Source organism: Clostridium beijerinckii, from assembly GCA_003129525.1.
Classification (GTDB): Bacteria; Bacillota; Clostridia; order Clostridiales; family Clostridiaceae; genus Clostridium; species Clostridium beijerinckii_D.
Genome location: CP029329.1, coordinates 1,748,170 through 1,763,666 on the forward strand (window position 1 = coordinate 1,748,170; position 15,497 = coordinate 1,763,666).

Consider the following 15,497-nt stretch of genomic DNA (forward strand, 5'->3'; position numbering starts at 1 on the left):
AATGGGAATAATTCTCATTGAATATTAGGAGTGAATGTAATGGGAAAATATATTTTTACCATAACTGCTTTTTTTCAAATTTTTGTTTTTGCAATAACATGTTATTATTTAGTTTTAGGATTAATAGGTCTTTTTAGAAGAGAAGAAAAGAAAAATTATACACCTAAAAATAAGTTTGCATTATTAATTGCAGCACATAATGAAGAAGTAGTTGTTGGTAGTCTTATAGAAAGTATGTTAAAACTAAATTATCCTAAAGATATGTATGATGTTTTTGTTATTGCAGATAATTGTACAGATGATACAGCCAAAATAGCTAAAGGCTATGGAGTAAATGTTTGTGAAAGATTTGCAGAAGATAAAAAAGGAAAAGGTTATGCATTAGAATGGATGTTTGCAAAGTTATTTAAGATGCAAAAACAATATGATGCTGTTGCTATATTTGATGCAGATAATCTTGTACATAAGGATTTCTTAAAAGAAATCAATTCTAAATTACAGGATGGATACAAAGTTGTACAGGGATATATAGATAGCAAAAATCCAGAGGATTCATGGATTGCTACAGCATATTCTATAGCTTTTTGGACTCAAAATAGAATGTTCCAATTAGCTAGAGCAAATGTTGGATTTTCTAATCAAATTGGTGGTACAGGATTTGCGGTAGAAACTAATACATTAAAAAAATTAGGTTGGGGAGCTACTTGTTTAACTGAAGACTTAGAATTTACTTGTAAACTTGTATTAAATGGAGAAAAAGTAGGTTGGGCTCATGATGCTATTATATATGATGAAAAGCCATTAAAGCTTAAGCAATCATGGAATCAAAGGAAAAGATGGATGCAAGGATTTACAGATGTTGCTTCAAGGTATTTCTTTAAATTAATTAAGAAATCAATCATAGATAGAAAATTTTATGTATTTGACTGCGCACTATATGTATTGCAACCTTTTATAACATTGTTAATAGGTATTTCAGCAGTACTTACGTTAATACAGGCCAATACTAGTGGTGTGAATATATTTATAATAAACTATTTATTTAGTGATACAGTGTTTAAAGCATTTGCAGTTATTCAATTTTTGATTACGCCATTAGTACTCGCAATTGATAAGAAGGTTACAAAACCATTTTTATTTATGATGGCATTATATTCAAGCAATGTTTTTGTAGTTCCATATTTAGTTACCAATATAGATAATTGGATTATTTCATGGTTAATAGGAATAGGATATAACTTACTATTTTTAATAATAACTGGAATATTCTTAGGGAAAAAAGAATTAATATTGTTCTTTAGATTCTGGTTATATGCATTCTATACAGTAACATGGATACCAATTACAATTCAAGGCATTTTAAATAAGAATAATAAGGAATGGAGTCATACAAAACATGTTAGAAAGATAGAAATATGTGATGTATAAAACTTTGGAATTTTGATTTTAAGAGTGTATTATTTTGATAGTACACTCTTTTATTATGGTATAGAATGTAGGGATGATTCTGGGTAAACAATTATTTTAATTCAATATGTACAATAAAGGAGTAAATATCTTAGAAGATTTGAAAAATGAAAAAATAAGAAATGCTAGAGAGCTTTTATAAGGAAACTCGACTCACATTCGTTCGCTGAGTAAGTGATTCACACAAAATCATAGATTTTGGTTCTCTACTTAAGTTTTTTTGACATTAAAGCAGAAAGGAAGTATATTCTTATAGAATAGAAATTTATAAATAAATAAGAACTGGTGTTCAAGATGGAGGGATTTTGTGGAATTAAAAAATACTAATACTTATGATGTGACAGATTTAACATCGCTTGAAAAATTAGAACCTGTAAGAGTAAGACCAGGAATGTATATAGGTTCTACAGGAAGCAAGGGGCTACATCATTGTATATGGGAAATAATTGATAACTCCATAGATGAAATAGCTAATGGATATGGAAATAAGGTGACTATAACTTTAAATGAAGATAAAAGTGTAACAATATTAGATAATGGAAGAGGTATACCTACAGGAATTCATCCAATTAAGAAGAAATCTGGAGTTGAGATGGTATTTACAGAATTACATACAGGGGGGAAGTTTGATAATAAAAATTATAAAACTTCTGGAGGACTTCATGGAGTTGGATCAGCTGTTGTAAATGCCTTATCAGAATGGTTAGAAGCTGAGGTATATCAAAATGGTAATATATATAGACAAAGATTTGAATATGCTTTTGATAAAGAATTAAAAAGAGATATGCCAGGAACAGCAGTTGGAAGCTTAAAGATAATTGGGAAAACAGATAAGATGGGAACAAAAGTTACATTTAAACCAGACAAGGAAATTTTCTCAACAACTGATTTTAAATTTGACATAATAGATAGTAGATTGCAAGAATTAGCATTTCAAAATAAAGGTATAACTTTAGAGTTAATAGATAAGAGAAAAGGACAAGAAATAACTAAGGAATATTATTCTGAAAATGGTCTTTTAGATTTTATTAATTATTTAAATGAAAGTAAAACACCAATTCATGAAGTACCTATAATTTTTGATGGTGAAAGAACAGTCGGAAATCTTCAAATGTATGGAGAAGTTTGCATGCAATTTACAGATTCAACTACTGAATATATTGCAAGTTATGTAAATAACATTCCGACAACTGAAGCAGGAACTCATGAAACAGGGTTTAAAACTGGAATGACAAGGTCTTTTAAAGAATGGGCAAAGAAGCTTGGACTAGTTAAGGAAAAAGATAAGGACTTTGAAGGAGACGACTTAAGAGAAGGTATGACAGCTATTGTAAGAATAAAAATAACAAATCCTATCTTTGAAGGTCAAACTAAAACTAAGCTTGGTAATAATGAAGCGTATACTATGATGAATGATTTAGTTTATACTAAATTTTCTGAATGGATTGAAGATAATAAACCTTTAGCGACAAATCTAATAAATAATGCATTAGAAGCAGCAAAAAGAAGAGATAAAATTAAGAAAATAAATGATGCAGAAAAAAAGAAGATAGGTAAAGGAACTGCACCACTTGCGGGCAAGGTTGCAGTGTGTACATTAAAAGATAAAACTGTAAATGAATTTATAGTTGTGGAAGGAGATTCAGCAGGTGGTTCTGCAAAGCAAGCTAGAGATAGAAGATTTCAAACTATAATGCCTTCTAAAGGTAAAATAATGAATACGGAAAAACAAAAGCTTGAAAATGTATTGGCATCAGAAGAATTGAAAATATTTAATACAGCCGTTGGAACTGGAACATTAGATAACTATAAAGAGGCAGATTTGAAATATGATAAGATAATAATAATGAGTGATGCTGATGTGGATGGATATCATATTAGAACACTTTGGATGACTTATATTTATAGATATATGAAGCCATTAATAGCAAATGGCCATTTGTATTTAGCTCAACCTCCCTTATATAAGGTATATAAAGAAACAAAAGGTAAAACTATAATGAAGTATGCTTATAGTGATGAAGAGCTAGAAAAGACAAAGAAGGAAATAGGAAAAGGTGCATTGATTCAAAGATATAAAGGTCTTGGAGAAATGAATCCAGATCAATTGTGGGATACAACATTAAATCCAGAAAGCAGAACACTTCTTCAAGTTAATATAGAAGATGCAGCAAAAGCTGAAAAGATGGTTTCATTACTTATGGGTGAAATTGTGGAACCTAGAAAGAAATATATTTATAAGTATGGAGAATTTAATTAGCAATTAACAATTAACAATGCACAATGCACAATGGAGGAAAAAGTTCCACTGGAACTTCGTCCTTAATTGTGCATTGTGAATTGAAAGGAGATCAGTATGGCAAAGAAAAATGATATACCTAAAGATAATAATATAATCGGTATTCTTTTAGAAGAAGCAATGCCTGAAAATTTTTTACCATATGCAATAGAAGTTGCAAAAGATAGAGCACTTCCAGACGTTAGAGATGGGCTTAAGCCTGTGCATAGAAGAATTCTATATGGAGCATATATGCTTAAAGCTTTTCCGGATAGACCTTATTTTAAATCTGCTAGAATAGTTGGGGATATTTTAGGTAAGTTTCATCCTCATGGAGATACATCTGTATATGAAGCTATGGTAATTTTAGCTCAAGAATTTTCAACTAGAGAACCTCTTATAGAAGGTCATGGAAATTGGGGCTCAATAGATGGGGATGGAGCAGCGGCAATGAGATATACCGAGGCAAGATTATCACCTATTGCCATGGAAATGTTACGTGATATTGAAAAAGATACTGTAGATATGATTCCCAATTACTCAGAAAGTGAATTAGAACCTAAGGTGCTACCAAGTAGATATCCTAATCTTTTAGTAAATGGTACTTTCGGTATAGCAGTTGGTCTTGCAACTAATATACCACCACATAATTTAAAAGAAGTAACTGATGGAGTGTTGGCTTACATCGATAATAATGAAATAACTACTTCAGAACTTATGAAGTATATAAAAGGGCCAGATTTGCCTACAGGTGGAATTTTAATTGGAGAAAAATCTATGTTGTCAGCGTACGAAACAGGAGAAGGAAAGGTTGCATACAGAGCTAAGACTTCAATTGAAAAATTAGAAAATGGAAGAGTGGGAATAGTAATAACTGAATTTCCGTATAGAAAAAATAAGGCAAAACTTCTTCAGCTAATATCTGAAATGACAGGAGATAAAAGACATGCAAAGGCATTAGAGTCAATAACAGATATTAGAGATGAATCTGATAGAAATGGAATAAGAGCTGTTATTGAATTAAAGAAAAATGTTGATGAAGATATTGCAGATAAGGTATTAAAATATTTATTTAAAAAGACTGATTTACAATCTAATATAAGCTTTAACATGGTTGCACTTTCAAATGGAAAGCCAGAAACTATGAGTTTAAAGGCTATAATAAAATATTATGTAGAGCATCAAAAAGAAGTAATCACTAGAAGAACTAAAAAAGAACTTGATACAGCAAAAAAGAGATTTCACATTGTTGAGGGTTTTATTAAAGCGATAGATGTTTTAGATCAAATTATAGCAATAATTAGAAGTTCAAAATCTAAAAAGGATGCTAGCGATAATTTAATAAGTAAATTTGAATTTTCAGAAGCTCAAGCACAAGCTATATTAGAGCTTATGTTATATAGATTAACAGGACTTGAAATAGAAATATTTGAAAAAGAATATGCAACTCTTGAAAAGTTAATTAAAAAACTTGAAAAGATTTTATCTAGTGAAAAGGAACTCTCAAAAGTAATAAAAACTGAATTGAAAGAAATAAGTGATAAATATGGAAATAAGAGAAGAACTGCAGTTGTAAAAGATGAAAGTGAAAGTAAAATTGATATTGAAGAATTAATTGTAGTAGAAGAAGTGATGATTACAATATCGAAGGATGGTTTCATTAAGAGAATGCCACTAAAGAATTACAATAGATCAAGTTCTAATCCAGAGGATATTGAATATAGAGAAGGGGATAAATTACAATATTTAATAAGCTCCAATACCAAGGATACGTTACTTATATTTACGGATAAAGGATTTATGTATCAAACAAAGGGTATTAATATACCAGAAATGAAGTGGAAGGAAAAAGGAGAGAGATTAGATACAGTAATTAAAACTATAAATCTGGATAATGAGAAGATTGTTGGAGCTGTATCTTTAGATAATTTTAATCCAAGTAAAGTATTTAGATTTATAACTAAGCATGGAGGAATTAAACAAAGTTCAATAGATAAGTTCCAAACTGCATATACTAGACTTCAAGCTTTAAAGCTTAGAGATGATGATGAATTAATAAATGTATCAATAAGAAAATTAGAAGATGAAAGTAAGTTCTTAAGAGTTAAAAGCAAATTAGGTTTAGAGTTTACTCTTGAGGTGCAAAATCTTGAAGATACTTCTAGAAATATATTACCTATTCAATTATTCAATTTTGCACAAGACGATGAAATTATTGAAGTAGAAGATACAAATGAAATTGAATATTTTGAGCTGAGCCTTGGAATTACAGATAAGAATAAGCTTAAATCTTATGGAAGAATTAAAGAAGATTCTTTAAAGGTTAAAACTAATTCACTAAAAGAATTATTACTGTTTAGTAATAAAGGATATGCTTATAAAGTACCAGTATTTTTAATGAAAAATGTGATTAATGAGGAAATCCCAGTAGAAGCATTTTTAGGAAAGCTAGAAAAGGGAGAAAAGATAGTTAGTTTAGTTTCAATTGATTCTTACGATGAAGAGCTTGGAGTATATACTTTTACTAAAAAAGGAATGGTTAAGAAGACATTATTAAAAGAATTTGAAGGGGAGTACTTTAAGCAAGTATGCCATAAATTTAAATTTGAAGATGATGAAGTAGTTTCAGCAGAGATAGATAAAATGAAACTTGGATATTTAGTTATGATTACTAAAAAAGGAATGGGAATAAGATTCCCTGTTGAAAATGTTAATACTATGGGAAAATTAGCTTCAGGTGTTACAGGAATGAGCTTAAGAGATGAAGATGAAGTTATTTTTGGAAAGTATCATAGTAATTACATGAGTAGTGACGGGAATAGTATAATTTTATCTGCAGATAAAACAGAAGTAGTATTGACTTCTAAATCTAAAGAAAAATTAGTAATTAAAATAAATGATATTAAATTACAAAATAGAGCAGGTAGAGGTACAAATATAATGATGATTATACTTGATGACGAAATCAAAGATGTACACATTTAAAAAAGGCACGAAGTGCAACCAAGAACTTCTCACCTATAAAAAAAGTGCACACTGCACTTGCTGATGGAGTAAGTTCGAAGAGCTAAATAAAGGAAACCCGACTCACATTCGCTCGCTGGGGAAGTTCAAAGAACAAAATATAAAATTTTTATTTTCACTTCAAATTTCGATTCTCACTTTCTCACAGAGTAAGTGATTCACACAAAACCAAAGATTTTGGTTCTCTACTTGCTCTCGGAGTAAGTTCGAAGAACGAAATAAAGGAAACCCGACTCACATTCGCTCGCTGGGGAAGTTCAAAAAGCAAAATATAAAATTTTGATTTTCACTTCAAATTTCGATTCTCACTTATGGTAGTGGGTTAGTAAATGGGGTATAATAAAGATATAAATAAAAAAATAGAGTGAGGATATTCTAAATGTTGTTTAGGATATCCTCATTGTTTAGATTATATGAGGAGGACTTAGTGTGAAAAAAGTATGTGTATTATTAGCAGATGGTTTTGAAGAAATAGAAGCACTAACTGTATCAGATGTAATGAGAAGAGCAAATTTAACTTGTGATTTAGTATCTATTAAGGAAAAACAAGTTAAATCAAGCCATGGGTTAGTAGTTGAAGCGGATAAACTTTTTCATGAAGATATGGAATATGATTTAGTAGTAATTCCAGGTGGAGTTCCAGGAGCTCCTAATTTAAGAGATGATGAAAGAGTAATAAATTTTGTAAAAAAACAAAATAAAGAAGGTAAATTAATAGGAGCAATTTGTGCAGGACCTATAGTATTTGCAAGAGCTGGAATTATAGAAGGAAGAAAAATAACCTCTTATCCAGGATTTGAAGACGAGTTGCCAAAATGTGAGTATTTAGAAGAAGCTGTAGTGGTTGATGGGAACATAATAACTAGTAGGGGGCCAGCAACAGCAATGGCATTTTCATATAAATTATTAGAAAAGCTTGGATATGTTAATGAAGCAAGAACTATTTTCCAAGGAATGCTTTATTCAATTAACAGTTAACAATTAAGGAACAAAACTCACAGAGAAAGTTCGAATGACTGAATACAAGATGCACTGTGTGAAAGTGCAGCTAACCAAATATAAAAGTTCTAAAGAGAATGTTCGAGATCCCAAATATAAAATTTGGACTCTCACTTTTTGGAGCTTTACTTTTGGATTTTCACTTTCCAAAAGGAGTTTGAAAAAATATATTTTTAAGAAATTCTGAAAAAGTTTCTTCATCAATTGTGCATTGTTAATAATGCATTGTTAATTGAGTTTAGGGGGTTGAAATGGCAGAACGCTGGTTTATAAAAAATAAAAAAGCTAACTATAAGCAAATATCAAATAAATATGGAATTACAGAGCTTATGAGTAAGATTATAATAAATAGAGATATTATAAATGATGAAATGATAAAAAGTTATATAAATCCAGATTTTGATAAACTTCATAATCCAAGAGAAATGAAAGATTTAGAGAAAGCTGTAGACATACTTGATAACAAAATAAAATCAAACAAAAAGATAAGAATTGTTGGAGATTACGATGTAGATGGAGTCATAAGTGTTTACATTTTATATACGGCATTAAAAAGATGTAATGCAAATGTTGATTATGAAATTCCAGATAGAATAAAAGATGGATATGGAATAAATATAAATATAATAAAACAGGCCAAAGAAGATGGGGTAGATACTATTTTAACTTGTGACAATGGAATATCAGCTATAGATCCAATAAAATATGCTAAGGATATGGGACTTACTGTAATAGTTACAGATCATCACGATATACCGTTTGTTGAAGATGAAAATAAGACTAGAAAATTCATAAGTTCAAGTGCAGATGCTATAGTAAACCCAAAACAAGAGGAATGCAATTATAAATTTAAGCAATTATGTGGAGCTGGAGTAGCATTTAAACTTATAGAAGTGCTTTATGAGAAATTAAGTATAGATAAAAAAGAATGTTATAAACTTATAGAGTTTCTTGCAATTGCAACAGTTTGTGATGTTGTAGATTTAATTGATGAAAATAGGATTTTTGTTAAAAAAGGATTGGAATTAATAAATAATACTACTACTTTAGGAATGCAAGAATTAATAAGAGAATGTGAAATGACTGAAAAAACTTTATCAGTATATCATTTGGGATTTATAATAGGACCATGTATAAATGCGTGTGGAAGACTTGATTCAGCTAAAAAAGGATTAAAGTTGTTACTCTCAAAGGAAGAAGAGGACGCAATTAAGCTTGCAAAGGAATTAGTTAAATTAAACGAAGAAAGAAAAGACATGACTATGAAGGGTATGGAAACTGCTATAGAAATTGTGGAAAAGAATAATATGATAAATGATAAGGTATTTGTCATATATATTAAGGATGTACATGAAAGTTTAGCAGGAATAATAGCAGGAAGAATAAGAGAAAAATATAATGTTCCAACTTTAATAATAACAAAGTGTGAAAATGGAGCAAAGGGATCCGGCAGATCCATAGAAGAATATAATATGTTTGAAGAACTCGTTAAATGTAAAGACTTACTTGGAAATTTTGGTGGCCATCCCATGGCAGCAGGATTTTCTTTGAAGGAAGAGAATATAGATGAGTTTAGACGAAGATTAAATCAAAATACATTATTAAAAGATGATGATTTACTGAGAAAGGTTACTATAGATTGTGCTTTACCCCTTGATTCAATAAATTATGAATTAATTAATGATTTAGAAAGATTGGAACCTTTTGGTAAAGCAAATTCTAAACCATTATTTGCAGAAAAAAATGTAAATCTGTTAAAAGCTACAATATTGGGCAAAAATAAAAATGTATTGAAGTTTAAATTGAAGACAAAATTTAATAAAGCTTTGGATGCTATTTATTTTGGTGATATTTATGAGTTTGAAGAAGTTATAAATGATAAATATGGCAACGAAGAACTACAAAAACTTTATGATGGGACATATAATGATGTAAAGATGGACTTAGTATTTTATCCGAGTGTTAATGAATATAATGGAAATACCAGTATTCAAATTGTAGTACAAAACTATAGATAGTAATTGACAATTGACAATGGGCAATTGTGAATTTAGGAACAAATCTCACAGAGAAAGTTCAAATAACAAAATCATAGATTTTGATTCTCACTTTTCCTTTGGAGTTTGGAAAAAATTATATAGTTAAAAAGCGCGCATATTAAAAAGATGCGCACATATGAAAAAGGTATGAAGTGCAACCAAGAACATATAAAATAAAAAGAAATCCGGGCGGGATTTTATCAATAATTGTAAATTGTCAATTGAAGAAGGGGTGATAGTTTTTGTATAAATACAAAATAATAATGACAGGTGGAGGAACAGCAGGGCATGTAACTCCTAATTTAGCGTTAATACCTAAATTGAAAGAAAGTGGTTTTGAAATTAAATATATTGGTAGTATTGATGGTATTGAAAAGGAAATAATAACAAGAAATAATATTCCTTTCTTTGGAATTTCATGTGGAAAGTTAAGAAGATACTTTGACGTGAAAAATTTTACAGATCCTTTTAAGATTCTGAAGGGAGTTGCACAATCAATAAAAATATTATCAAAAGAAAAACCAGATATTATTTTTTCAAAAGGAGGTTTTGTAGCAGTACCAGTTGTTATTGCAGCATCTATAAAAAAAATACCAGTAGTAGCTCATGAATCTGATATGACTCCGGGTCTTGCCAATAAATTATCAGCACCATTTTGTAATAAGTTATGTGTGACTTTTAGAGAAAGTTTAAACTTTATAAATGGAAATAAGGGAGTACTTACAGGAAGTCCTATACGAGAAGAAATATTTAATGGAAACAAGGATAAGGGAAGAAAAATATGTGGATTCATTGATAATAAAGAAGTGTTGTTTATTATGGGGGGAAGTCTTGGGTCAAAAATAATAAACGAAGAAATAAGAAAAAGTTTAGAGCATCTTTTGAAAGAGTTTAATATAATTCATATTTGTGGCAGCGGTAATATAGATAAGAAACTTATAAACTTTGATGGATATAAACAATTCGAGTATGTAAATGAAGAACTGCCAGATTTGATGAAAACAGCTGATTATATAATTTCAAGGGCGGGAGCAAATTCTATATTTGAATTCTTAGCATTAAAAAAACCTACTCTATTAATACCTCTTTCTAAGAAGGCCAGTAGAGGAGACCAAATTTTGAATTCTAAATCATTTGAAAAAGAAGGTTATTCTTTAATGTTAGAAGAAGAAGAACTTAAAGATGATATACTATACAAGAAAGTTTTAGAACTTAAAGATAGAAAAACAGAGATTATTAATAATATGGAAAGAAGCCAAATTAAAAATGGTGTAGAAGCAATAATAGGTGTATTATTAGAGAGTATAAAGAAATAGATTGCTAAAATATATAATTATTACTTAAAAAAATACAAATTGTACAATCAAATCTTGCAAAAAAAAAAATGTGAGATATAATAAAAGGGTAAGTTTATTTTAGTGAAAAACAAATGTTAAGTATTTAACGAGAAGATGAGGTGCTATTTTAATGAAAAAGGTATCAATCATTTATTGGAGTTGCGGAGGGAACATAGAGGCCCTTGCAAATGTGATGGCAGATGGTGCTAGAGAACAAGGTGCAGAAGTAATTATCAAACATGTTACAGACGCTACTATAGAAGACGTTTTAGAAGCTGACTCTATTGCGTTTGGAAGTCCTGCAGTGGACTCGACTAAAATAGAACAAGAAGAAATGAAGCCGTTTCTAGAACAGTTAAAAGGTTTGAATCAAGAAAATAAAAACAAAAATTGTATTTTATTTGCTACCTATGGATGGATTGAGGATACTTTCATGAAAATATGGAAGGCTGAAATGACATCTTATGGGTTTAATGTAATTGGAAATTTAGCAATTAAAGATTCGCCAACTAAAAAACAAACAAATCTTATTAAGAAATTAGGAGAAGAACTAGTTAAATAATATAAGGTTTAAAAGTTTATTTATAATATTATTTATATGTGCAATGTTGGAAATAAGACTTTAATAGCTAAATATTTAGTGTGTTTATTAGGTAGTCTTTAAGACTTACTTATATAAAAAATTCAAAATATTCAAAATTTAGGTTTTAAAAATAGAAAGAGGGGTCAACGCGATGAGAAAAATGAAAACTATGGACGGTAATACTGCAGCAGCTCATATATCTTATGCATTCACAGAAGTTACTGCAATATTCCCAATTACACCATCATCTCCAATGGCAGAACATGTAGATGAATGGGTAGCACAAGGAAGAAAAAATATATTTGGACAACCTGTAAAAGTTATGGAAATGCAATCAGAAGCTGGAGCTGCTGGTGCTGTTCATGGATCTTTACAAGCTGGAGCTTTAACAACTACTTATACAGCTTCACAAGGTTTATTATTAATGATACCAAACATGTACAAAATTTCTGGTGAAATGTTACCAGGAGTATTCCACGTTTCAGCTAGAGCATTAGCTACATCTTCTTTAAACATATTTGGAGATCACCAAGATGTTATGGCAGCAAGACAAACTGGTTTTGCAATGCTTGCAGAAGGATCAGTTCAAGAAGTAATGGATTTATCGGCAGTAGCTCATTTAACTGCTATTAAAACAAGAATTCCATTCTTAAACTTCTTTGATGGATTCAGAACTTCTCATGAAGTGCAAAAAATCGAAGTTTTAGAATATGACGAATTAGCAAACTTACTTGACTGGGATTCAGTTAAAGCTTTCAGAGAAAGAGCATTAAACCCAAATCATCCTGTAACTAGAGGAACTGCTCAAAATGCAGATGTCTATTTCCAAGAAAGAGAATCTGTTAATAGATTCTACGATGAATTACCAGAAACAGTTGAAAATTACATGGCTGAAATTACTAAATTAACAGGTAGAGAATATCACTGTTTCGATTACTATGGAGCACCAGATGCTGATAGAGTAATAGTTGCTATGGGTTCAGCTACAGATGTATGTGAAGAAACTATAGACTACTTAAATTCTAACGGACAAAAAGTTGGTGTTATTAAAGTAAGATTATTCAGACCATTCTCAAATGAAAGATTATTAGCTGCTATTCCAAAGACAGTTAAGAAAATTGCTGTTTTAGATAGAACTAAAGAACCAGGATCAGCTGGAGAACCATTATACTTAGATATTAGAAATGCATTCTTCGGACAAGCTGATGCACCAATTATTATTGGTGGTAGATTTGGTTTAGGTTCAAAAGATCCAAATCCAGGACATATTGCTGCAGTTTATGCTAACTTAGCACAAGAAGCACCAAAGAATGGATTTACAATTGGAATCAATGATGACGTTACAAATACTTCATTAGAAGTAACTGAAGATATAGATGCTACTCCAGAAGGAACTACAGCTTGTAAGTTCTGGGGATTAGGATCAGATGGTACTGTTGGAGCAAACAAGAGTGCAATCAAGATTATTGGAGATAATACTGATATGTATGCTCAAGCGTACTTCTTCTATGATTCAAAGAAATCAGGTGGAATTACAGTATCTCATTTAAGATTTGGTAAGAAAGCAATTAAGTCACCATACTTAATAAACAAAGCAGATTTTGTTTCATGTTCTAACCAATCATATGTCCACAAATACAATGTACTTGAAGGATTAAAGCCAAATTCTACTTTCTTATTAAATACTATCTGGACTCCAGAAGATTTAGAAGAAAAATTACCAGCATCATATAAGAGATTCTTAGCAAACAACAACATTAAGTTCTACACTTTAAATGCTGTAGGTATTGCTCAAGAAATCGGTCTTGGTGGAAGAATCAACATGATAATGCAATCAGCTTTCTTCAAGTTAGCTAACATTATTCCAGTTGAAGATGCTATCAAACACTTAAAAGATGCAGTTGTATCTTCTTATGGTAAGAAGGGTGAAAAAGTTGTTAACATGAACAACGCTGCTATAGACAAGGGTGTTGAATCAATTGTTGAAATAAATATTCCAGAAGCTTGGAAGACAGTTGCAGATGAAGAAGCAGTAGAAATTAAGTATGCTACTAAATTTGTAAAAGATATAGTTATTCCAATGAACAGACAAGAAGGAGATCAACTTCCAGTTTCAGCATTTATAGGAATGGAAGATGGTACTTTTGAAAATGGTACTGCAGCATTTGAAAAAAGAGGAATTGCAGTAAATGTTCCAGAATGGGATTCAGAAAAATGTATCCAATGTAACCAATGTGCAATAGTATGTCCACATGCTGTTATAAGACCATTCTTATTAACTGAAGCAGAAAAGAATGCTGCTCCAAGTGCAACTAAGATTGTAGCTGCTAAGGCATTAAAGACTGAAGAGCCATTATTATATTCAATGGGTATAACACCACTTGACTGTTCAGGTTGTGGAAACTGTGCTCAAGTATGTCCAGCACCAGGAAAAGCATTAGTTATGAAACCACAAGAATCTCAACATGATCAAATAGAAGCTTGGGATTACTTAACTCATGATATTTCAGTTAAGAAGAACCCAATGAACAAGAAGACAGTTAAAGGTAGCCAATTTGAGCAACCATTACTTGAATTCTCAGGAGCTTGTGCAGGTTGTGGAGAAACTCCATATGTTAAAGCTATAACTCAATTAGTTGGTGATAGAATGATGGTTGCTAATGCAACTGGATGTACATCAATTTGGGGAGGATCTGCTCCTTCAACTCCATATACTAAGAATAAAGAAGGACATGGTCCAGCTTGGGCTAACTCATTATTCGAAGATAATGCTGAATATGGATTAGGTATGTTCTTAGGAGTTAAAGCTATAAGAGAAAGAATTGCAGGAGAAGCAGAAGCTGCTATAGCTGCAAATGATCCAGCAAAAGCTGAATTACAAGATTGGTTAGACAATGTTGATGAAGGTGAAGGAACTAGAGAAAGAGCTGATAAATTAGTTGCTGCTCTAGAAAAATCAGGAACTGAAGCTGCTAAATCAATTTTAGCTCAAAAAGATTACTTCGTTAAGAGATCACAATGGATCTTCGGAGGAGACGGATGGGCATACGATATCGGATACGGTGGAGTTGACCATGTATTAGCTACTGGAGAAGATGTAAATATATTAGTAGTAGATACAGAAGTTTATTCAAACACTGGTGGTCAATCATCTAAAGCTACTCCAACTGCTGCAATCGCTAAGTTTGCTGCAAGTGGTAAGAAGACTAAGAAGAAAGATCTTGGAATGATGGCTATGAGTTATGGTTATGTATATGTAGCTCAAATTAACATGGGTGCTGATAAGAACCAAGTTATGAAAGCTCTTGCAGAAGCAGAAGCATACAAAGGACCATCATTAATAATAGCTTATGCACCATGTATCAATCATGGATTAAGAATTGGTATGGGTAACAGCCAAGAAGAAGCTAAGAGAGCTACTGCATGTGGATACTGGCAAATGTACAGATTCAACCCAGAATTAAAAGAAGCTGGAAAGAATCCATTTGTATTAGATTCTAAAGAACCAACAGCAGACTTCAAGGAATTCTTAATGGGAGAAGTTAGATACTCTTCACTTGCTAAGGCATTCCCAGAAGCAGCAGACGCTTTATTTGAAAAGACTAAACAAGATGCTATGGAAAGATTAGAAGGATACAAGAAATTAGCTAATCAACAATAAGATAAAATATAAATAACTAAATTTGCGCAATAAAAAAGAGTCATTCTTTGAAAAAAGAATGGCTCTTTTTTCATCATTAATCATTCATCAAAATTGCATTGCAATTTTA

Annotated in this window: 8 protein-coding genes; all 8 read left to right on the plus strand. The window is 30.8% G+C overall.

The window, feature by feature from the left end:
* Positions 1-39 precede the first annotated feature (39 nt).
* Positions 40-1,428 (plus strand): glycosyl transferase family 2, encoded by a 1,389-nt coding sequence (locus tag DIC82_07635; protein ID AWK50897.1) that lies wholly within the window; start codon positions 40-42, stop codon positions 1,426-1,428.
* A gap of 346 nt (positions 1,429-1,774) precedes the next feature.
* Positions 1,775-3,727 carry a DNA topoisomerase IV subunit B gene (locus tag DIC82_07640; GenBank protein ID AWK50898.1) on the plus strand — a complete coding sequence of 651 codons (1,953 nt, stop codon included), beginning with the start codon at positions 1,775-1,777 and terminating at the stop codon, positions 3,725-3,727.
* 96 nt (positions 3,728-3,823) lie between these two features.
* Complete coding sequence (locus DIC82_07645; protein AWK50899.1) at positions 3,824-6,730, plus strand: DNA topoisomerase IV subunit A; 2,907 nt, start codon at positions 3,824-3,826, stop codon at positions 6,728-6,730.
* A 468-nt stretch (positions 6,731-7,198) separates the two neighbouring features.
* Positions 7,199-7,747, plus strand: a complete 549-nt coding sequence (locus tag DIC82_07650; GenBank protein AWK50900.1) for a DJ-1 family protein — start codon at positions 7,199-7,201, stop codon at positions 7,745-7,747.
* 272 nt (positions 7,748-8,019) lie between these two features.
* Positions 8,020-9,786, plus strand: coding sequence for a single-stranded-DNA-specific exonuclease RecJ (gene recJ, locus DIC82_07655; GenBank protein ID AWK50901.1), 1,767 nt, complete (start codon positions 8,020-8,022; stop codon positions 9,784-9,786).
* Positions 9,787-10,049: 263 nt separating this feature from the next.
* Positions 10,050-11,123 (plus strand): undecaprenyldiphospho-muramoylpentapeptide beta-N-acetylglucosaminyltransferase, encoded by a 1,074-nt coding sequence (locus DIC82_07660; GenBank protein AWK50902.1) that lies wholly within the window; start codon positions 10,050-10,052, stop codon positions 11,121-11,123.
* 151 nt (positions 11,124-11,274) lie between these two features.
* Complete coding sequence (locus DIC82_07665) at positions 11,275-11,706, plus strand: flavodoxin (protein AWK50903.1); 432 nt, start codon at positions 11,275-11,277, stop codon at positions 11,704-11,706.
* A 172-nt stretch (positions 11,707-11,878) separates the two neighbouring features.
* A complete protein-coding gene (nifJ, locus tag DIC82_07670; protein ID AWK50904.1) occupies positions 11,879-15,388 on the plus strand; it encodes a pyruvate:ferredoxin (flavodoxin) oxidoreductase in 3,510 nt (1,169 codons plus the stop codon).
* Positions 15,389-15,497: the final 109 nt, after the last annotated feature.

What these genes read in the sequence shown, in the direction of transcription:
- DIC82_07635 (AWK50897.1), top strand. Translation starts at nt 40, where the DNA reads ATGGGAAAATATATTTTTACCATAACTGCTTTTTTTCAAATTTTTGTT.
- DIC82_07645 (AWK50899.1), top strand. Translation starts at nt 3,824, where the DNA reads ATGGCAAAGAAAAATGATATACCTAAAGATAATAATATAATCGGTATT.
- recJ (AWK50901.1), top strand. Translation starts at nt 8,020, where the DNA reads ATGGCAGAACGCTGGTTTATAAAAAATAAAAAAGCTAACTATAAGCAA.
- DIC82_07665 (AWK50903.1), top strand. Translation starts at nt 11,275, where the DNA reads ATGAAAAAGGTATCAATCATTTATTGGAGTTGCGGAGGGAACATAGAG.
- nifJ (AWK50904.1), top strand. Translation starts at nt 11,879, where the DNA reads ATGAGAAAAATGAAAACTATGGACGGTAATACTGCAGCAGCTCATATA.